The organism is Kitasatospora sp. NEAU-69, assembly GCF_057158765.1.
Map to the genome: position 1 here is coordinate 55,937 of NZ_JBWXUE010000038.1, position 20,226 is coordinate 76,162.

Here is a 20,226-nt window from a genome sequence, read left to right on the forward strand (position 1 = left end):
GCGGAAGGTCAGCGGGCGCGGTGGCCTCGGCTGGTACGGGACGTTAGGGCGCGGACGCTTCGGCCAAGCCCGAATCGAGATCGACGACAATCGCAAGCATGGACAATCAGCGCGAGGACCGGGACGTCGGCGTGGATCTGGCCGTGGTGGCCAGGCTGCTGGCCGACGGCACCAGGGCGGACTTCTGCCTGGCCCTGCTGGACGGCCGGGCCTGGACGGCCACGGAGCTGGCCCGCCATGCCGGTGTCGCAGCCTCGTCCGCGACGGAGCATCTGAACATGCTCGTCTGCGGCGGACTCCTCGTCGAGGAACGGCACGGACGCCACCGTTACCTGCGGATCGTCGATCCGCGCGTGCTTGCCCTGATCGAGAGCCTCGCCGCGCTCGCACCGCAGCGCACCCCCAGGCCGCGTTCGCTGTCGGGCTCAGGACGACAGCGGGCCCTGGCCCGCGCGCGCCTGTGCTACGACCACCTGGCCGGGGAGCTGGGCCTCGCTGTCACCGACTCGATGGCGGAGCGCGGCCTGCTGGACTGGGGAGCCGATCCGTCGCTCAGCGACAAGGGAGCGGCCTGGCTCGTCGGCCTGGGCATCGCCCTGCCCGACGCCTCCCGCAGACCGCTGGTACGCGCCTGCCTGGACTGGACCGGACGGCGCCCGCACCTGGGCGGAGCCGTCGGCGCCGCCATCTGCGGGCACGCCCTGGCCGCTGGGTGGCTGACCCGGATCGGAACGACCCGTGCCCTCGCCCTCACGGAGCTGGGCAGAGACGAACTGCGCGAGCACCTCGGACTGCCTGTGCCCGCAACCAGCGAACTGACGCCTCGGGACCAAGAGGAGGATTAGCGACACTGGACTGACTGGTCATCAGGGCAGTCATGCGGTCAGGCGGTCACGCGGTCAGGTCCGTGGGTGGCCGGTGCGGATCCAGCGGGCGATGGTGGCCACGAGTGCGGGGTCCAGTTTGGCGAGTTGGCGCAGGCAGGCGGTGTCGCCGACTTCCAGGGGTACGTCGGCGTCGGCCAGGGCGCTCGCCAGTTCGGCCCAGCAGGCGGCGTTGGCGTCGATGTGCAGGGTGTCGAGCGCGTTGTCGGGGGAGGTGACTGCGTCGGCGGAGGTGGCGGCAGGGGTGGGAGGGGGTGTGGGCGGGCGCATGGCCCAGGCGTGGCGGGGGTCGAGCGGCCGGGCAGCGGGGTCGAGTCGGATCACTGCCTGTCCAACGGGCGCAGTGGCCTTGCGGGTACGGGCTGCGCCCGGGGTTTCCGGGCCGGCCGGCGTGGCGCGCTGGGGTGGGCGCCACGCCGGCCGGAAGGTCAAGGGAGAGGGCAGTCCGGACCGTTCGAACGGCCAGGACGGGTCAGACGGTCAGGATGATCTTGCCGTTGGCATGCCCGCCCTCGCTCAGTTCGTGGGCCTTGGCCGCGTCGGCGAGCGGGAAGACGGAGTCGAGACGGACGGTGTACTTCCCCTCGGCGACGAGGCGGGCGACCTTGGGCAGTGCCTCGAACGCCTGGGCCTCGGTGGTGACCCGGACGCCGTATTCGGCGGCGCTGAAGTCGGCGATGGTCAGGACCCGGTCGGGGGAGCCGGTGATGGCGACGAGGGCGGGCAGCGATCCCTTGCCCGGCGTGTCGAGGGCAGCGTCGACGCCGTTCGGTGCGAGCTCGGCCACCCGCTCGGCCAGGCCGGGGCCGTAGGTGGTCGGCAGCACGCCGAGGGAGCGCAGGTAGTCGTGGTTCGCCGCCCCCGCCGTGCCGATGACGGTGATGCCCTGGGCGACGGCGAACTGCGCGACCGCGCTGCCGACGCCGCCCGCCGCGCCCTCGATCAGCAGCGTCTGCCCGGCGGAGACGCCGAGCAGCCCCAGCGACCGTTCGGCGGTCTCGGCCGCCACCGAGAGCCCGGCCGCCTGCTCCCAGCCCAACTCGGCGGGCTTGACGGCGAAGTGGTCCAGGACGGCGAACTGTGCGTAGGTGCTGGCGCCGACTCCGAACACCTCGTCGCCGACGCGGACACCCGTGACGCCCTCGCCGACCTCGTCGACGACGCCGGCGGCCTCCATGCCCGGCACGGCCGGGAACGCGACCGGCACCATGTCCTTCAGGTAGCCGGCCCGCAGCTTCCAGTCGATCGGGTTCACCCCGGTGGCGCGCACGGCGATCCGGACCTGCCCGGGGCCGGCGTGCGGCTCGGGTGCGGTCGCGAGCTCCATGACCGCCGGGTCGCCGTACTGCGTGTAGGTCACTGCCAGCATGTCCTGTCCGTCCTGTCGGGTCCGGTCCCACGGTGTGCGCGCAGCGCGCGCGATGCCCTCCCCACTATGGCGGCTGGGCGGCAGCCCCGGATGCGCGACGCGGCGGCCCCGGCTGCGCCGCGCGGTGGCTCCGGCCGCTCGGCGCGGCGGGCACGGTGGCCGCAGCGGGCCGAAACAGCGGGCGAAAACAGCGCGCTGACCGACGGACGGGACGCAGACCCGGCGGCGCGGCGGGATCACGGAGCAGGCCACAGCGTCAAGAAGCGGCGGGCACTTCGGCAGAAGTCGCGACACGCTCGGATGCTCAGATGATCAGCGAATCGGTCACTTTCAGAAACTTTGGCGACAACCGAACAGAGCACCGCCACAACCGTGCTGGGATGGTTCCCCCCGGGGCCGCAGGGGGCGAGCCGGCCGGGGACGAGGCACGAGCACGAGCCTGAGCCTGAGCCTGAGCCTGAGCCTGAGCCTGAGCCTGAGCCGACAAGCCTGATCCCACGAGCCTGATCCGACGAGCACGAGGCGGCCGCCATGAGGACTACGACCGAGGAGCCGTTCAGAGCGCTGCTGGAGGCGGCGCCGGACGCGATGGTGATCGTGGACGACGCGGGCACGATCCAGCTCGTCAACGCCCAGACCGAGGCGCTGTTCGGCTATCCGCGACATGAACTACTCGGCCGTAGCGTCGAGTTGCTGGTCCCCCAGCGGTTCCGCGGCCAGCATCCGGCACACCGGCACGGCTACGGCTATGCCGGCAACCGGCAGGTCCGGCCGATGGGCGCGGGCCTGGAGCTGTACGGGCTGCGCCGGGACGGCGGCGAGTTCCCGGTCGAGATCAGCCTCAGCCCGCTGGACACGCCGCAGGGCACGCTGGTCTCCGCCGCCATCCGCGACGTGAGCGAACGCAAGGTGGCCGAGGCGATGCTCGCCCAGCTCTACGAGCAGCAGCGGCACGTCGCGCTGACCCTGCAGCGCAGCCTGATGGGCTCACCGGCCCCGCTGCCCGGCATGACCACCGCGAGCCGCTACTTCCCGGCGCGCCAGGGCGCGGGAGTGGGCGGGGACTGGTTCGACCTGATCGCCCTGGGCGGCGGCCGGGTCGGAGTGATGATCGGTGACGTGATGGGGCGTGGCCTGGACGCCGCCGCCGTGATGGGACAGCTGCGCTCGGCCTCGCACGCACTGGCGAAGACCGGGATGCCGCCGTGGCAGCTGATGCGGGCGCTGGACTCCGTGGTCAAGGAGCTCCCCGACCAACTGGTCACCTGCTGCTACCTGCTGCTCGACCCGGACCAGGGCGAGCTGACGGTCTGTTCGGCCGGCCACCTGCCCGTCCTCCAGGTGGCTCCGGACGGCCGGGTGGGCCGGCTGCCGGTGCCGGTCAGCGTGCCGCTGGGCGTGGGCGAGGTGCCGCACCACCAGACCACGCTGGCCGTCGAGCCCGGCTCGGTGCTGGCGCTGTACACCGACGGCCTGGTCGAAACCCCGGACAGCGACATCGAGTTGCAGATCCAGGTGCTCGCGACGGCGCTGGAGAAGGCCAGCGCGGACGCCGCCACGCTGGAGGAGGCCGCCGACCGGGTGCTGACCGCACTGGTGAGCGCGCCGGACGACTACGCGGACGACGTCACGCTGCTGCTCGCGCTGGTCCCCGAGGCGCCGATCACGGCGGTCTCCGCGGCGCTGGCCGCCGCGCCGGCCAGCGTGGGCCAGGGGCGGCGCTTCCTGCGCAGCACGCTCCGGGAGTGGGGGTGCCCCGAGGAGGTCAACCAGACGGCCTGTCTGCTGGCCTCGGAGCTGCTCGCCAACGCGGTGCGCCATGCCGGCGCACCGCTGCGGCTGCGGGTGCGCAAGGCCGGCGACGAGCTCAGCGTCGAGGTCGGCGACGGCAGCCCGGTGCTGCCGCAGGCCAGGACCGCCGACACCGACCAGGAGTCCGGCCGGGGCCTGCTGCTGGTGGACGCGCTCGCCTCGACCTGGGGCACGCTGCCCACGGCGGAGGGCAAGACGGTGTGGTTCTCGCTGCCGCTGCCGCCGTCGTAGATCTGCTGCGGGATCTGGTCCGAGGCCGGGTCCCGGGTCCGGGTCCCGGGGTCCGGCCCGGTCAGACCGCCTTGGCGAGCAGCGTCCACGGCGCCGGGCGGGCCAGGGCGAGGCGGGGCTTGCGCGCTGCCCAGTAGCGCACCGAGGCCGCCATCACGGCCGCCGGGTCCTCGACCGTCCAGGTGGGTTCGAAGGGCTCGCCCATGCTGGTGTAGCTCTGGAACATCGCGAGCAGCTTCACGGCCTCGCCCTGGAACGGCGAGAGGTACTGGTCGGCGAGCGGGCGGAAGAAGCGGTCCCAGCTGTCACCGGAGACCAGCGGCGGCCGCTCGATGGGCGCCACGCCCTGCTCGGCGCGGCACTCGTTGAGCGTCTCGATGACGACGTCGAGCAGCGCGCCGAGGGTCAGGCAGCCGCGGCCCGCCGCGAGCACCTCGGTGCGCGGCCGCGGTGGCGGCGCACCGAGCACGGCGGCCGCGACGACCGCCGCGACCTCGTCCACCGGGCTGATCTCGGCGTAGCCCGCCGGGTCGCCGACCACCACGGCGGCCAGGCCGGAGACCAGCGCCTGGACCATCGTGTAGGGGCCGGAGAAGCGGGCGATCGCACCGCCGTCCCGCCGGCCGACCACCAGCGGCGGACGGACCAGTGTCAGCGGTCCCGGGTGCTCGCGCGCGAGCTCCTCGCACCTCGCCTTGGACCACTCGTAGCCGTTGCGGTAGCCCTCGAACTCGGCGCCGCGCAGGTCCTCGGGGTTGCGGACGCCGCCGACGTAGGCGGTGGAGACGTGCACCAGGTGGGTGTCACGGTCGGCGAGGCGCAGGACGGCCCGCAGCGGATCGATGTTCGCGGCGACGGCCTCGTCCCGGCCGAGCGTCCAGCGGGTGCTGGCGGCCGCGTGCACGATGACGTCCCAGTGGCCGGCCAGCGCGGCGGGCGGCGGTTCGGCGCCGATCTGCCAGCGCACCAGCGCGTCGTCCTCGGCGCGCCGGGCGACCCGGACGAGGGTGAGGTCGTGGTCGCCGTCGTGGGCGGCGGTGCTCAGCCGCTGGACGACCTCGGTGCCGACCACTCCGGTCGCACCGGTGAGAAGGACTCGCATGGCTTCGCCTGTTCGTCTCTGTTGTCGCTGGTGAGGGGAGGTACAAGGGCTGTCGGGACTGGCATGCCGTGGCCCGGCGCAAGGAGCGTCGGGTCATGGCGCGGGGGCGAGCACCAGACAGGCGTTCTGGCCGCCGAAGCCGAAGGAGTTGGAGAGCACGTGGGCCGGCGCCACCGCGCGTGGTGTGCCGCTGACCAGGTCCACCAGGTCGCCCTCCGGGCTGCTGCCGAGGTTGGCGACCGGCGGCACCATGCCGCGCGCGGCGCAGAGCAGCGCGAACGCGGCCTCCAGTGCGCCCGAGCCGCCGATCAGGTGGCCGGTGACGCCCTTGACGGCGGTGACCGGTGGCGGCCGGCGGCCGAAGCAGCGGGCGATCGCGCGCGCCTCCGCGCGGTCGTTGAGCAGCGTGGACGTCCCGTGCGCGTTGACGTGGCCGATGTCCGTGGCAGACAACCCGGCGTCGGCGATGGCCAGTTGCATGCAGCGGCCGGCCACCTCACCGTCCTCGTGCGGGGCGACGATGTGGAACGCGTCGCAGTTGTCGGCGTAGCCCGCGATCTCGCCGAGGATCACGGCGCCGCGGGCGCGGGCCGCGTCCCAGCGTTCGAGGACCAGCACGGCCGCCCCCTCCCCCATCACGAAGCCGTCCCGGTCCGCGTCGAACGGACGGCTGGCCAGCGCGGGGTCGCTGTTCCTGGTGGACATCGCCCGCATCCGCGCGAACGCGCCCATCACGACCGTGGTGACCGCCGCGTCGCAGCCACCGGCCACGGCCACGTCGAGCTCGCCGTAGCGGATCTTCCGGGCCGCCTCGCCGAGCGCGGTGGTCCCGCTCGCGCAGGCGCTGGAGTACGTCGTGCACGCGCCCTGGAAGCCGTAGCGCATCGCCAGCCGGCAGGCGGGCGAGTTGGCCATGGTCCGGGGCACCGTGTGCACGGGCATCTCCCGGGGCCGGTCGCCGTGGCTCAGCGTGACGGCCTCCATGCTCGGCAGGCCGCCGATCCCGGTGCCGATCTGCACACCCACCCGGTCCAGCGGTTGGTCGGTGGGCAGTTGCGCGCCCGCCACGGCATCGGCGGCCGCGCAGAGCAGCAGTTGCGTGGTGCGGTCGATCTGCCGCGACTCGCGCCGGGTCAGGTAGGTATCGAGGTCGAACGGCGGTACCAGACAGGCGAACTGGACCGGAACATCGTGCTCGATCAGCCGGTCGACCCGGCTCGCGGTGGACCTGGCGGCCAGCAGCGCCGCGAACGCCTCTTCGATGCCGTTGCCCGCCGGGGACTTCACGCCGATTCCGGTGACGGCGACCCGCAGGCCGCCCGACGGGTGCCGGTCGCCGGTCACCGCACACCGTCCAGCCGGGTCTGCAGCAAGTCGATCGCATGGCCGACGTTATGAGCGGTCGTCAGGTCCTGCAGCTCGATCCGCAGTTGCAGCGTCCGCTCCAACCGTGCCCCGATCTCCATGAGTTCGAGGCTGTCGATGCCGTAGTCCTCCAGCAGGCTGGTCTTCTCGTGCACCTCGCCCGGCTCCGTGCCGAGCACGTCCGAGATGACCGTCCGGACCATCACGGCGATTTCCTCGCGAGTGGGCATGTCGTCGTTCCTTCCGCTGCGCTCGGCGACAGCTGCGCCGGGTGGCGTCAGTCGGCTGGGTCGGGCCAACCAGGCTGAGTGGTGGGCTGGGTGAGTGGTGATGGGCGGGGTGAGTGTTGGGCGGGGTCAACCGGTGCTTCCGGGCGACGTGGTGCGCTCGGCGAGCGCGATCGCGGCGTCCAGGATCCCGGCCGCCTGCGCCATATCGGCCGGCGTGCTGACCAGTGGCGGCAGCAGCCGCACCGTGGTGGGGCTGCTCAGGCACGGCGAGACCAGCAGCCCGGCGGCGGCCAGCTCGACCACGACCGTGCCGGCGGCCCGCGGCGAGCTGAAGTCGATGCCGCGCAGCAGCCCGCGGCCGCGCACCTCGGTCACCAGGCTCGGATAGCGCTCCCGGAGCCGGTCCAGCATCTCGTCCAGCAGAGCGGCGAGCGCCTGCCCGTGCCCGGCGAGTTCCTCGATCACCGGCAGCACGGCGGGCAGCGCCGCGCAGCTCAGCGGATGGCCGCCGAAGGTGGCCGAGTGCAGGAACGGGTCGGCGGCCAGCGGCGCGTACATCCGCTCCGAGCAGAGCAGCGCCGACAGCGGCACCACGCCGCCGCCGAGCGGCTTGCCGAACAGCACGGCATCCACCGGCAGGCCGTCGGCGAGCGCGACCGAGCGCTCGCCGCAGCGGCGCAAGCCGCACTGGATCTCGTCGGCGATCACCAGGGTGCCGTGCCGGGCGGCGTCGGCGCACCACTGCCGCAGCACGTCGACCGGCAGCGGGACGGCGCCGTTCTCGCCCTGCACCGGTTCGAGGACGACGGCGGCCACCTCACCGGCGGCGACCTCGCGCAGCACCGCGCCCGGATCGTCGGGGGCGACGTGCACGACGTCCGCCACGCAGCCGAGCAGGCCGACCCGGTAGAACGGACTGTGGGTCAGCGCGAGCGCGCCGAGCGACTTGCCGTGGAAGCCGCCGCGCACCGCGACGACGCGTCCGCGACCGGTCGCCAGCCGGGCCAGCTTGACCGCGACCTCGACGACGTCGGCGCCGTTCAGGCCGAAGTAGACCTTCGGCAGCACGTCGCCCAGGTAGCCGGAGAGGCAGGCGGCGGCCTCGGCCGCGACCGGATTGGCCAGGCTGCGGGTCGAGGTCGGCATCGCGTCGAGCTGGCGGCGGACGGCCGCGACCGCCGCCGGGTGGCGGTGCCCGAGCAGGGTGACCGCGTAGGAGCCGAAGTCGAGCACGCTACGGCCGTCCGAGAGCGTCACCCGGCACCCCTCGGCGGACTGCTCGACCGCACCTCGCCCGGCGAAGCTGCCGGTCAGGGCGAGCTTCGGGGAGAGGTGACGGCGCAGGCGGTCGAAGACCTCGCCGGGACCGGCCGGGGCGGCGGTAACCGTCGCGGCGGTCACTCCCGGCTCGGTCACCGTCGCGGCGGTCACTGTCGCCGTGGCCGCTGTCGCGGCGGTCACTGTGGACGGTGCGCTCACCGGGCGGCCTCCTGTGCGACGAGCCGGCGTTCGAGGGAGGCGAGCATCTGCGCGGCGCTCTCCCGCAGCGCGTCCGCCGCGACCGGGTTGAGCATGTCGGCGAGCAGCGGGATGCCGATGTCGAAGTCCACGTGCAGCGAGACCGTGCTGCCGCCCTCCGGCGCGGGCTGCACGGCCCAGTGGCCGACGAACTCGCCCAGGTCGCCGCTGATCTGCTCGAAGTCGAAGCGGCGCGCCCGGTGGTCGATCAGCTCGGTCTCGGTCCACTGCAGGACCGAGCCCTTGAGGCGCACCGACCAGGCGGTGGTCCGGTGGCTGTCGTCGTCCTGGCGGACGATCTCGACCGAATCGACACTCTCCATGCAGTCCGGGTAGCCGAGCACGTCGACGACCGCCGCCCAGGCGTCGTCGGGCGGCACCGCGATGCCCAGATCCACTTCAACTCGTGGCATGACGCAACCTCTCCTCAGAGCGTTCGGTGGCAGTGGCGGTGGCAGTAGCAGTGGCAACGGCGGGTCCGGCGGCCGGGGCAGGTCGCGGCGCGGGCCGTGGACCGGGCCGCGGCGCGTGCGGGCCCAGCGCGTCGGCGAGCGCGGCGGCCAGCGCGCGCGGCAGCAGCCGGCTCAGCACGGCTCGCGGCAGCGGCCGGACGTGCGTCATCGCGTACCACTGCTCCACCAGCCCACAGCCGAGTTCGAGCTTCGGCTGGTACGCGGTCTGGGCGAACCGGATGTGGCCGCAGCCGGCGGCCATCGCGAGCCGAATCGCCGCGTAGTGCACGTTGTGGTAGAGCCGGGCGTCGTGGGCGAGCCGGTAGTCCAGGCCGATCCGGGCGCCGGTCGCCCCCGAACCGGCGAAGAGGCAGAGCAGGAAGGCGACCGGCCGCTCCCCCTCGAAGCAGACGACCAGGCGCCGGCTCAGGTCGGCCCCACCGTGCACGGCCGCCAGGAACGAGGCATCCAGCACGTCGAGCGTCTGGTCGGCCTGGTCCATCACCTGCCGGTAGAGCGCGAGGAGTTGGGGCAGCAGGTGGCCGAACTCCTCGAGCACCTCGATCCGCAGCTCGGGCCTGGCCTCGAACTTGCGGATCTTGCTGCGCGCGTTGCGCCGCGGCTTGGCCGGGAGCGCGGCCAGGTACTCCTCGAACGAGCCCTGCCCAAGCCGGAGTTCGGTATCAGGCAGGCTCGGCGTGAAGAAGAAACCGGCGGCCTCCAGCGCCGCACGCAGCGGGTCCAGCTCGGCCGGTGCGAAATCCTTGAACACCACCGTGCCGAGCCGCTCGCGGCGGGCGAAGTCGAGCACCGCCGCGACCAGCAGCCGAGTGGCCTCCTCGGTCAGTCCGCCCGCCGCGAGCACGTGCCCCTGCCCCAGCAGGTTGCCGCAGAAGAGCATCGGCACCCGCAACAGCCGTGGGGCGAACAGGCGCAGCGGCGCGAGCAGGCGCCGCTCACGCGGACCGACCACCTTGTCCAGCCGCAGGTCGCGGAAGAGGCAGAGCGGCAGCACGGCCACCACGCGCCCTTCTTGATTGACCGTCAGATACGCGTAGCCGTCCGGCCCGACCCGGCTGCGCTCCAGCGCGGTGAAAACGCCGCGGGACCACATCGGGTCGTCCGCGGGCGCGAGCCGCTCCCACACCTCGCGCGGCAACTCGTCGACGCTGCGCAGCACCTCGACGTACGGGCGTTGGTCTGTCGGGCTCACCGGCTCAGCCGATCCGTAGCGGACGGCCGTCCAGGAAGTCCCGCAGCGGGCGGGCCATCCGGCTGCGGGCCGGCGGGTGGAAGGTCAGGCCGACGGAGGCCGAGGCCAGGTACGAGCCGTCCGGGGAGCCGATGAACGCCATGCCGCCGAGCGCCGTCAGGCAGGCCCTGGTGGTGTGGGCGATCGCCTCCTGCGCCGCGTACCGGGCGGTCAGCGCCTGGACGAGCAACGCCTCGCTCCACTCCTCGTCCGCCATCGCGCGCGCGACCGCCTCCACGGCGAGCATCGCCGCCTCGATCGCGATCAGGTACGGCGTCGGATCGTCCTCGCCGCCGCCGCGGCGCGCCAGCGTGCGTTCCACCAGCGCGCTGGCCATCCCCAGGTACCCGGCGGTCAGCAGCACCTCGAACCAGAGGAAGCCGGCGACGTTCAGCGCGTCCGGCACGGCGTCCGCGGTGACCTCGGTCGCCACCACCATCTGCGGGTCCAACTCGACCTCGGTGAGCACGACTTCGTCACTCTCGGCGCCGGCCAGGATCGGCGTGCCCCAGAACGGCCGGACCTCGATCCCCGGGGTGCCGGCCGGGATCAGCGCGACGGCGAGGCGCGCCACGCCGTCCTCGCCGGTCAGCGCGACGGAGGCTGTCAGCAGGTCCATCGAGCGGGAGAGACTGCACGGCATCTTGCTGCCGTTGAGCACGATCCGGTCGCCGCGCCGCTCGGCGGTGATGTGCGGGCTCAGGATGTTCTGGCCGGCCCGCCCCTCGGCGAACCCGGAGGCCACCAGCAGCCGGTCCTTGGCGATCGCCTCCAGCAGCAGGCCCTCCATCCCGCTGCCGTACTTCGCGGCCTCGACCAGACCGGCGATCGAGAAGTGGTGCATCGTGGTGGCCACCGCGAGCGAGGGGCAGCGGGCCCCGACCGCCCGCTGCACCCGGACGGCCTGCAGCGCGCTCGCCCCCGCGCCGGCGTTGACCGTCGGCACCAGCAGTCCGGGCCCGCCGGCATCCCGGAACGCCTGGATCGCCGGGCTGGGCGACTGCTCCAGCTCGGCCAGCGGGTGGCGGGCGAGCGCCTCGTCCAGGCCGGGCATGAACGCTTCGAGTGCGGCGCGTTCGCGATACAGGAAGTTCACGGCAGGTCCTTCGGGGAGTGGCTGTGCCAGAGGAACAGGAGCTGGCCGAACGGGAGCAGGCCGGACAGGAGCAGGCCGAACGGCAGCGGACCGAGCGGGAGCGACCCCGGGCCTAGCCGGTGCCGACCAGCGGGAGGTGGTCGAACGAGCGCAGGCACGCGGAGTCGCGCCGCACCGGCGGGCCCGCCAGAGCCAGGCCCGGGAACCGGGCGAGCAGCCGTTCGAGCAGCACGGCCGCCTCCAGCCTGGCCAGCGCCGCGCCGAGGCAGAAGTGCGGCCCGGCGCTGAAGCTCAGCACGCGGACGTCCGGACGCCGCACCAGGAACGCGTCCGGCTCCGGGTACCGCTGCGGATCGCGGTTCCCGGCGCCGAGCACGGTGGTGACGCTGCCGCCCGCCGGCACCAGCACATCGCGCACCCGCACCGGCTCGGCGGCCAGCCGTTCCGTCATCAGCACCGGCCCGTCCCAGCGCAGCGACTCCTCGACCGCGCCCGGCAGCAGCCCCGGGTCGGCCCGCACCAGCGCCAGTTGCTCCGGGTGGGTCAGCAGCGCGAACACCGACAGGCCGAGCAGCCCGGCGGTCGTCTCGAAGCCGGCGACGAAGACCAGCAGCAGCAGGTCGGCCAACTCGCCGTCGGTGAGCTCCGGTTCGGCGGCGCCCGGACGGGCCAGCAGGGCCGAGGCGAGGTCCTCGGCCGGCCGCGCCCGCCGTGCGCGCAGCAGGCCGGCGAAGTACGCGCGCAGCTCGGTCACCGCCCGGTCGGCGAGCGCCCAGTCGTCCTCGGTGCGGACCGGCTCCAGCAGGCGCGTTGCTCCCTGCCCGAGCCGGTGGAACTGCTCCTGCTCCTCCCGGGGGACGCCGATCAGCTCGCCCATCACGGCAACCGGCAGCGGATACCCCACCAGCGCCTGGAAGTCGGCCACACCGCCGTCCGACGTGGCATCGGCGAACCGGTCGAGCAGTTCCTCGGCGAGCTTCTCCACACCCGCCGTCAACGCCGCCACCCGGCGGGCGGCGAACGCCCCCATCAGCGGCCGCCGCAGCCGTGCGTGGGCGTCCGCGTTCGTGCCGAGCAGGGAGGAGTAGAAGAAGTCCGCCGCCGGGTACCCCAGCCACCCGGGCCGCTCCCGGACGAGCCAGCTCCGGTCCGGGACCACGAAGCCGGGGTCGGTCAGCACGGCCTGGCAGTCGTCGAAGCGGGTCAGGAAGCGGGTGCCGAGGGCTTCCTCGTGATGGACGGGCGCGGCGCTGCGGAGCCGTGCGAGCGCGGGGTAGGGGTTTGCGCGACCCTCCGGGGCCAAGGCCGCCTGGAGGATCGCGGTCGGATCTGCCGGATCCGCCGGACCGTCCGGTGGATTGTTCAATGCGGTGGTCAATTGCGCTCGCTCGCCTTCGACTGCGGCCGTGCACGCTGGAACTACCGGTTGGGGATTGACCAGTTCGTCAACGCCCGGAATTCAGCGTACCGCCAAATGCACCGCGGCTACACCATGGCACATATGCCCGAACGAATATCCGGATGCCTATCTGATAATGAGCGATCGCTTCAGAATGTTGTATTCCTGCGACCGCGATTCAGGGTGTAGTTCCCGTACAGCCCCGCACACGGGCTCAGTGGCTCGCAGGATCCGGGCTGCACAGCCAGCCGTTGACCGCGAAGCGGCTGTCGGCGTGCTGCCCGCTCGGGCAGCCGACCGGCCGCACCTCGTGCCAGGCGGTGGGCAGGAAGAACACGATGCTGTCGTGCTCGGGCTCCCAGTCCCGCCAGGTGCGCTCCTCCCACGCGCCGGTCGTCCCGCCGTACAGCGGCAGCGCGGCGTCGAAGACGCGCAGCTCGCCGCCGTCGAACGGCCGGGGCGTGCGGTGCAGGTAGTACACGAAGGTGAGCAGCCGCCGGGGGGCGAACTCGGCGCTGGTGTCCTGGTGCGCCCGGTAGAAATCGCCGTCGTTGTGCACGTTGAGGCCGTAGCTGGGTACGGTGTGCCGGCAGGAGACGCCCAGCGTGTGCTCGACCGCCTCCAGCACCTCGTGGATGGCCGCGATCAGCTCGGGCGCCGCGAAGTCCGGGCAGGAGCGGGACCGGCGGAGGTCGGGGTCAAGCTCCCGGTCGCGGACCATGGAGGGTCTCAGGGTGTCGCCGGCCGCGGTGATGGCGCGCTCCAGCAGGGCGCCGGCCGTCCGCTCGCCGAGGAACCCGGTGATCCGGCAGACCGTCACCGGCTGCCGCCAGATCGCGTCCGTGGACACCGGCGACTCCTGGTCCGCCGCCTGGCCCATCGGCTGGTCCATCGGCTCGGATGGCCCCGTCTCGGAGTCCGGCCGTGCCGCTGTGTCCTGCGCTGTCATGGTGCCCTGCTCTTCCGGATCGCGATCAGTCACTAGCAGACGGCGCACGGGTTGCCCGGGACGCCGGGCCCCTGGTCGGTGCCGATGGTGATCGCACCGTGGGCCCCGACCGGGGCGTGGACGCCGTCGCCGACCATCGCGGCTTCGTAACCGCCCAGCAGCTCCTGGAGGGTTCCGGGACCCAGGTTCTCGGGTGCGGTGATAGCGGCGATGCCGTAGTAGTCCGTATACGCGATCCCGAGCGTGCGACCGCCCATGGTGGCGAAGACGATCTCCGCACCGCGGATGGGCTCCCCGGTCACCGCGTCGGACGCCATCGCGTTGATGTTCTCGAGTTGCATCTGGGTGACGTTCAGGCTTGCCTGACTCACCGTGAGCCTGGTCGGCTGCAGGGAGGCGGTCGCGGACGCCGTGACGCCACTCCCCGCGCCCAGTGATGCCAGAGCCGCGGTCATCACGGCGACGGTCTTACGACCTACAGAACTCATGTCCACTCCCAAGGGAACCGCCCGAGCGTGATCGCTACGAGGCACACCGACCGTATCCACGCCCATCCGGCCCAACCAGCCGATAAGCGTGAGTTCGCGCGATCTGATGAACGGCCAGCGGGAGCGGTGACGAACGCGATCGACGCACACAAACCAATGAGCGATCGACTCGCTCGAGTCGATCGCTCATTGGGCGCGGCGGTCAGGAGGGCAGCGTCCATTTCTGGTTGGCGTTGCCCGTGCAGTCCCAGATCTCCACCTGGGTCCCCGGCGTGGTGGACCAACCGGTGTCGTCCAGGCACTTGTTGGACGCCGGGTTGTACAACGACCCGTCGGAGCGCGGGATCCAGACCTGCGCGCCGGTGTTGTTGCAGTCGTAGAGGTCGACCAGGGTGCCGTTCGCGGTGCCACCGCCGTTGATGTCAAGGCACTTGCCGAGCACGTGCAGCGTGGTGCCGGCCTGGACGAAGGTCCACTGCTGGGCGCCGGTCCCGTTGCAGGTGTAGACCTGAACCGGGTTGTAGTTCGCGGTGCTCGCGCTGCGGTCGTCCAGGCAGAGGCCGCCGTATCCGGTGACCGCGCTTCCCCCGCCGCCACCGCCGCCGCCACCGGTGGTGGTGTACGCGGCGACGTACCCGACGCTCATCGTCGCCCCCGAACTGGTCGAACCCGTCGGCGTCGTACAGCCGCAGACGCCGTTCGGGAACCCACCGCCCATGGCCAGGTCGAAGATGATGGACAGGTTGTGGTCGAACGCCGCCTGCCAGGTGGCCGTGCCGACCTGGCTCTCGCTCACGCTGAAGTACGCGCTGCCGTCCAGGTACCAGGTGATCGACTCGGCCGAGGTGTTCGTCCGGTCCAGGATCATCGAGTACGTGTGGTAGCCGCCCTGGCAGCCCGCACAGGCGCGCAGGCCGCTGCCGATGCCGTTGCCCTCGTTGCACGGGCCGCCCGGCGAGGTGCCGCAGTGGATCGTGCCCGCGACCTCGGAGAGCGCGTTGACGTCCTCCATGATGTCGATCTCGCCGCTCGTAGGCCACTGCCCCGGGCCCAGCATCCAGAAGGCGGGCCAGTAGCCCTGACCGCTGCCCGGGTTCGGCTGCATGATCGACGCGGTGACCTCCAGCTTGCCCCCGGCCGGGGCGCCGACGTTCGCGCTCGGCGTCTGGATCCGGCCGGACGTCCAACCGCCGCCGTTCTGCAGCGCGGTGATGTCCAGGTGGCCGTTGCCGTCGAGGTGGACGTTGTCGGTCGAGTTCGTCATCGTCTCGATCTCACCGGTGCCGAAGTTCGACCCGGGACCGGTGTCGTACATCCAGTTGGCCGAGTTCGGCGCGCTGCCCGCCGGTCCCGCGAAGTCGTCACTGAACACCGTCGTCCACTGCGCGGGAGGCGCGGGCACGGTCACGGCGCCGGCACCGGCGGCGCTCGGCAACAACAGCATGAACGCGGCGAGCGCAAGAGCCACGGCCGCCGCGGCGACGCGTCGGAGGGGCCGTCGCAGGCGTCGCGCGCGCGGGCGCAGAGCCCGGGTCCGACGTCGGGGCAGGAATGCGGTCTTCATCTGCGGCTCCCAGGGATTACCCGCCCGAGGCTCAATCAGGCGCATCGGCCGATGTGTTGGGAGTATTGGGGGTAAGGCATATACACGTCAAGATGCACGTCGTCAGTGACTGCGGGAGACCTGACGCAGTGTGGGTGAGGCGCTGGCAGGTCGGTGAGGTCCTCCGGCAGGATGATGGTCCGCCTCCGGCGCGATCCGACGTGAGCCGGCACGATCCGGTGGATCAGCGCGCGGTCCCCGGTGAAGCGGAGCGCCCTACGCCGCCTTTGCGGCGCGGCGCATGGGGGGACCGCCCCCATATTCCCGCCGGCGTGCCCGCAGGCCCGGTCCCCCGGCACCGCGCCTGCCGCCGAATCGGCCGCCCAATCACGTCTCAAACCCCCTCATAGTGCCGGCCGCACCGCTCTGACCTGCACCATTAAAAGGTGGGTAGCCACCTCCCATGCGGGGTGCGACCGCTCGCGCACATGCTCTCCATTGACAGGTTCTTAGAGATACCGAGCCAGGAGGAGCCCATGGGGGCACCCGTCCGAGTCAGCATCGTCGCGATGGATCCCGTGCTGGAGGCCGGTACCAGGAGCACCCTGCAGAGCAGCCCGGATGTCGCCGTGGTGCTGCCCGAGGAGCAGGCCGAGGTCGCCGTCGTGATCGCCGACCGGGTGGCGGACCAGGTGCTCGAGGTGGTGCGGGCGACCCGGAACGCCGCCCACCGACCGGAGATCGTGCTGGTCGCCACCGACCTGACCCCCGCCGAGGCGATGCACGCGATCGCGGCGGGCGCTCGCGGTCTGCTGCGCCGTGGCGAGGCCAGCGCCAACCGGCTGGCCCGGGCGGTGCTGGCCGCCGCCGGCGGGGACTGCACCGTGCCGCCCGGCCTGCTGGACGGCCTGCTGGAGCAGGGCGGCGCTCCCCGGACGCCCGCCTCGGCCCGGGCCCCGTGGGCCGCCTCCAGCCTCAGCGACCGCGAGCGCGCGGTGCTGCGGCTGGTCGCCGAGGGCCGCGAGACCGGTGAGATCGCCCGCGAGCTGTGCTATTCGCCGCGCACCGTGACGACCGTGGTGCACGACATCACCCAGCGGTTCCAACTGCGCAACCGGGCCCACGCGGTGGCGTACGTCCTGCGGGCCGGGCTGCTGTGAGCGCCACCCTCGCGGCCCGCCCGGCGCGGCCGCCGGTCCAGGTGAGCGCCACCGACACGCTGCTGCGCGACTCGGTGGTGGCGCGGCTGCGGTGCGCCGGTCTCACCGTGCAGGAGCCGGACCGCTCCCCGCACGCCGTGCTGGTCGCGGCCGGACCGACGGTGGACGAGGCGATCAACGCCTGTCAGGGCGAACTGCCCGGCGGCGAACGGCGGTTGCTGGTGGTCGCCGACGTGCTGTCGCTGAACGGCGTGCTGCGGGCGGTCCAGGCCGGTGCCCGCACGATGCTCCGCTCGGCCGAGGCGTCCGGCGAGCGGCTCGCCGACGCCGTGGACTCCGCGCAGCTCGGCGAGGGCCGGCTGCCGTACGGCGTGCTGGCCCGCCTGCTCAGCGGTGGCCCGACAGCCTCGCCGGCCGGGCCGGACCCCGCGGCCGGCCCGGCCGTGGGCCCGGCGACAGGCCCGGTAACAGGCTCGGCAACGGGCCAGGGCCCGGGCTCCGTCACGCCTTCCGCCGGCCTGGCCACACCGCTGACCACCCGGCAGACCGAGGTGCTCGCACTGATCGCCGAGGGCCACGGCAACGCGGCGATCGCCCGCTCGCTCGGCTGCTCGGAACACACGGTGAAGAACGTGATCTACGAGCTGATGGCCCGTCTCCAGGTCCGCAACCGGGCGCACGCCGTCGCCCAGGCGGTCCGACTCGGTCTGATCTGACCTGTCGCCTGATCACATGATCGCTTGATCACCTGTCACCGGCCCGCACGGGGTACCGCACCGGGCTGCCCACAGCGTGCGCGCCCGGCGGCGGCCGGCGTAGAGACAAACGCGCAGCAGGTCCGGCGCCGGACGGCTGCCGCTCCTTCCCTGGTGCCGGCCGACCGCCGGTCGGCACCCTGATTTCTGCCCCCGTCCGTCCTGGACGCGGAGCGCTCGAACTAAGAGCGTCCGCCAGTAGGTCATCGGATGCGGGGGCTGTGGGGGCGTGTGTCCCAGCGGTGGGTGAACCATGCTCGTCGTATCAGGCTGCGGATGGTGACGATGGCCGTAGCCAGGGCGATGTAGAACTCGACGCACGCCCGGCGGCGCTCGGTGCAGCGGCGGAGCTTGCCGAAGTTGTTCAGCCACGAGTTCGTTCTCTCCACCACCCAGCGGCCGTCCGCCTGGATCGGGGTCTGCTGGCCGCGTTTGGCGATCCGCGGAGCGATCTGGCGTTCTGTCAGGTCCTCGTAGACGATGCGGTAGTCGTATCCGGCGTCCAGGCTGAGGCTGGGGTGCTCGGGCAGCGGGCCGAGTTCCTTGCCAAGGTCGCGGTACTGGTCGAGGGTCGTCGGAAGGAGCGTGTGGTCGCGGATGTTGGCCGGGGCCGGGTGAGTGACCAGCGGGATGCCGTAGGCCTCGGTCAACTGCGAGCGTTTGACGCCTTGTTTGGCACGGTCAACCGGGCTCCTGCCGGCGCATTCGCCTCCGGACGGTGCCTTGGTCTGGCAGCCGTCGGCAGCCAGATGCTCCAGCTCCAAGCCGACCATGCGGTCGTAAGCGGCCAGAGCCGCCAGGCGCAGGACCTCGCCCATCCCCAGGGCGATCCAGTGGTCCCGGCGGCGTCGGATCGTGGTGGCTGAGCAGGCCTGGTCCGCCACGCGCTCGTAGCCCATGCCGGACACCAGGACCAGGATGAGCCTGTCGAAGACCAGCGCGTCGGGGATGCGCGGGTTGTGGCAGCCCAGCGGGTGGTCGTCCCGGTGTTCCGGCAGCAGCGCGAGGAACTCCTTGCGCAGCGGATCCAGGATGCAGGCAGGAACGACAGGCACGAGCCCTCCCCGAACACGCGGACGTCACAGCGCCGCGCCCGGGCGGTTCAGCGCAGCGCGCCGGCCCTGGTGTGCAGTTCGGCCCGGTCGGCGGCGGCCGTGCCGTGGGCCCACCCCTCGCGGTCGTTGGCGTATGCCGAACCGTGACTGTACGACAGCTCGCCGAACAGCTCGTCCACCTGGTCGTCCACGGCTTCGGCCCGCGAGGCCAGCACCGGCAGCAGCCCTGCCGTCCGGCCGACTTTTCCGGCCGCCTTCACCGCCTGCTCGGCGACCCGCCCGAGCCGCTCCTCGATCCTGGCGGCGTAGGCCACCAGGAACGACTGCCTGAAGGACCGGGTGCGCGAGCTACCGTCCCCACGCTTGCGCGCGCCCGCCGCCTGCAGCGCCGCCTGGGCCTGGACCAGCAGCGAGGTGAACAGCAACTCGACCGCCTCCACATCGGAGGCGAAGCCGACCACCGTGGAGAACCCCAGGTTCCTCGACCACACCGTGCGACAGCGGTTCGCCTCCGCCACCGCCTGCAGCAGCACCACCTTCGGCTCCTCATACGGGGCATCCACCGCCACCCGCACCCCGCCCGGCGTCTGCCGCTCACCCCGCTCCACCGCCAGCAGCGCCATGTCGATGCTGTGCTGGGACATCAACTGCTGCGCCTTGGCCGTCAGCGCTTCCGCCTCCTCGGGGAAAGAGGTCGACTCGGCCTTCGCGAGCAGTGCCCGAATCTTGCCCAGCAGCGAAGACTCCACCCCGCCGGCCTCGACCATCCCAGCGCTGCCGGTCTCACAGGGCACCGGCATCAGCCGCGGCACCTCGGGAAGCCGGCTCAGCAGTTCGAACAGTTCAACGACGGCCCGTCCCAGCACCACCGGATCGCTCTTCTCCCGCGCGGCCGCACCGTCGACGTAGGCGTCGTCGTCACCCCACCACGCCGTAGCCGATGCCTCCGCAAGCTGCTCGGCCCAGCGATTGGGCAACCGCCTCGCCGGATACTCGCGGTGCTCCGCGGCGACCAGATCGGCGGCGATCCGCGCGTGCCGCACGGCCAGCTCCCGGCGTGCGACACGCACCACATCCATTGGCTGCCAGCCACGGTGCCACAGATCGTGCACCACCACTCCACCCACCTGGAGCACCGCACGGCCGATACCGCGCCGGGCGAACAGCGCAGCGGCTCGCTCAAGCGCCGCTGCGCGACGCCCGGCGTCTCCAGCCGGCACAGCACACAACCGTGCCATCGCCTCATCCAGGAGATCCGCGACAGTCCGCGCACCACCCGGCCGAGGAACGGGCCCGCCACTACCCAGGCAGAACGGATCACCGCACTCGCAGGAAGCGAACCCGAAAGCCGCCCCTTGCCCCGCCCCGCTCCGCCCTCTCGCGTCCCGCTGCTTCTTCTTGGCCCGCCGACGCTCCTGGTTGCGCTTACCCAACCCAGTTCCCCAAGCCCTCTATCGCTGTCCCACTGCCGATACCGAGCGTAGCGGCAAACCGGAGCACACCACCTGCCGACAACGGAACAGAGCACCAGCGCGAGCGATCACCGGACCTACTGGCGGACGCTCT

At 72.5% G+C, this 20,226-nt stretch carries 19 protein-coding genes; 4 read left to right on the plus strand and 15 right to left on the minus strand.

Annotation, left to right across the window (positions count from 1 at the left end; genetic code table 11):
- Positions 1–98 precede the first annotated feature (98 nt).
- On the plus strand, positions 99–845 hold the full coding sequence (locus tag AC060L_RS31525) for an ArsR/SmtB family transcription factor (protein WP_483802383.1): 747 nt from the start codon (positions 99–101) through the stop codon (positions 843–845).
- Between the two features lie 54 nt (positions 846–899).
- Here AC060L_RS31525 and AC060L_RS31530 read toward each other — a convergent pair whose 3' ends face one another.
- Together AC060L_RS31530 and AC060L_RS31535 are read right to left on the minus strand one after the other, a co-directional pair.
- On the minus strand, positions 900–1,208 hold the full coding sequence (locus AC060L_RS31530; RefSeq protein WP_483802384.1) for a hypothetical protein: 309 nt from the start codon (positions 1,206–1,208) through the stop codon (positions 900–902).
- A gap of 148 nt (positions 1,209–1,356) precedes the next feature.
- Positions 1,357–2,253, minus strand: coding sequence for an NADP-dependent oxidoreductase (locus tag AC060L_RS31535; protein WP_483802385.1), 897 nt, complete (start codon positions 2,251–2,253; stop codon positions 1,357–1,359).
- A 531-nt stretch (positions 2,254–2,784) separates the two neighbouring features.
- Between AC060L_RS31535 and AC060L_RS31540 the strand changes: the two genes are divergently transcribed.
- Complete coding sequence (locus AC060L_RS31540) at positions 2,785–4,296, plus strand: ATP-binding SpoIIE family protein phosphatase (protein WP_483802386.1); 1,512 nt, start codon at positions 2,785–2,787, stop codon at positions 4,294–4,296.
- A 61-nt stretch (positions 4,297–4,357) separates the two neighbouring features.
- On the opposite strand, the gene AC060L_RS31545 is transcribed toward AC060L_RS31540, so the two are convergent.
- The 11 genes from AC060L_RS31545 to AC060L_RS31595 all read right to left on the minus strand — a co-directional run bounded on the left by AC060L_RS31545 (position 4,358) and on the right by AC060L_RS31595 (position 15,615).
- Positions 4,358–5,398, minus strand: coding sequence for an SDR family oxidoreductase (locus AC060L_RS31545; protein WP_483802387.1), 1,041 nt, complete (start codon positions 5,396–5,398; stop codon positions 4,358–4,360).
- Between the two features lie 93 nt (positions 5,399–5,491).
- Positions 5,492–6,742, minus strand: a complete 1,251-nt coding sequence (locus tag AC060L_RS31550) for a beta-ketoacyl-[acyl-carrier-protein] synthase family protein (RefSeq protein WP_483802388.1) — start codon at positions 6,740–6,742, stop codon at positions 5,492–5,494.
- The gene (locus tag AC060L_RS31555; RefSeq protein ID WP_483802389.1) at positions 6,739–6,993 is read right to left on the minus strand and encodes an acyl carrier protein; all 255 of its coding nucleotides are present in this window, start codon (positions 6,991–6,993) and stop codon (positions 6,739–6,741) included. Before AC060L_RS31555 ends, AC060L_RS31550 begins: the two co-directional genes overlap by 4 nt.
- Positions 6,994–7,119: 126 nt before the next feature.
- Positions 7,120–8,472, minus strand: coding sequence for an aspartate aminotransferase family protein (locus AC060L_RS31560; protein WP_483802390.1), 1,353 nt, complete (start codon positions 8,470–8,472; stop codon positions 7,120–7,122).
- Entirely contained in the window at positions 8,469–8,924 is a 456-nt protein-coding gene (locus AC060L_RS31565) for a type II toxin-antitoxin system RatA family toxin (RefSeq protein WP_483802391.1), read from the minus strand. Before AC060L_RS31565 ends, AC060L_RS31560 begins: the two co-directional genes overlap by 4 nt.
- A complete protein-coding gene (locus AC060L_RS31570; protein ID WP_483802392.1) occupies positions 8,911–10,176 on the minus strand; it encodes a GNAT family N-acetyltransferase in 1,266 nt (421 codons plus the stop codon). The genes AC060L_RS31565 and AC060L_RS31570 overlap by 14 nt, the downstream gene beginning before the upstream one ends.
- A 4-nt stretch (positions 10,177–10,180) precedes the next feature.
- Positions 10,181–11,311, minus strand: a complete 1,131-nt coding sequence (locus tag AC060L_RS31575) for an acyl-CoA dehydrogenase family protein (RefSeq protein WP_483802393.1) — start codon at positions 11,309–11,311, stop codon at positions 10,181–10,183.
- Positions 11,312–11,423: 112 nt separating this feature from the next.
- Entirely contained in the window at positions 11,424–12,689 is a 1,266-nt protein-coding gene (locus AC060L_RS31580; protein ID WP_483802394.1) for a cytochrome P450, read from the minus strand.
- 235 nt (positions 12,690–12,924) lie between these two features.
- Entirely contained in the window at positions 12,925–13,659 is a 735-nt protein-coding gene (locus tag AC060L_RS31585; RefSeq protein ID WP_483802395.1) for a 2OG-Fe(II) oxygenase, read from the minus strand.
- A gap of 32 nt (positions 13,660–13,691) precedes the next feature.
- Entirely contained in the window at positions 13,692–14,000 is a 309-nt protein-coding gene (locus tag AC060L_RS31590; protein WP_483802396.1) for a hypothetical protein, read from the minus strand.
- A gap of 349 nt (positions 14,001–14,349) precedes the next feature.
- Positions 14,350–15,615 carry a ricin-type beta-trefoil lectin domain protein gene (locus tag AC060L_RS31595; protein ID WP_483802397.1) on the minus strand — a complete coding sequence of 422 codons (1,266 nt, stop codon included), beginning with the start codon at positions 15,613–15,615 and terminating at the stop codon, positions 14,350–14,352.
- 611 nt (positions 15,616–16,226) lie between these two features.
- Between AC060L_RS31595 and AC060L_RS31600 the strand changes: the two genes are divergently transcribed.
- Together AC060L_RS31600 and AC060L_RS31605 are read left to right on the plus strand one after the other, a co-directional pair.
- Positions 16,227–16,850: a helix-turn-helix transcriptional regulator gene (locus tag AC060L_RS31600; protein WP_483802398.1), complete on the plus strand. Its 624-nt coding sequence runs from the start codon at positions 16,227–16,229 to the stop codon at positions 16,848–16,850.
- Positions 16,847–17,566: a helix-turn-helix transcriptional regulator gene (locus AC060L_RS31605; protein ID WP_483802399.1), complete on the plus strand. Its 720-nt coding sequence runs from the start codon at positions 16,847–16,849 to the stop codon at positions 17,564–17,566. The genes AC060L_RS31600 and AC060L_RS31605 overlap by 4 nt, the downstream gene beginning before the upstream one ends.
- A gap of 242 nt (positions 17,567–17,808) precedes the next feature.
- Here AC060L_RS31605 and AC060L_RS31610 read toward each other — a convergent pair whose 3' ends face one another.
- The gene (locus tag AC060L_RS31610) at positions 17,809–18,660 is read right to left on the minus strand and encodes an IS5 family transposase (RefSeq protein ID WP_483799146.1); all 852 of its coding nucleotides are present in this window, start codon (positions 18,658–18,660) and stop codon (positions 17,809–17,811) included.
- Positions 18,661–18,707: 47 nt separating this feature from the next.
- Positions 18,708–19,739, minus strand: coding sequence for a DUF2786 domain-containing protein (locus tag AC060L_RS31615; protein WP_483799145.1), 1,032 nt, complete (start codon positions 19,737–19,739; stop codon positions 18,708–18,710).
- Positions 19,740–20,226 lie beyond the last annotated feature (487 nt).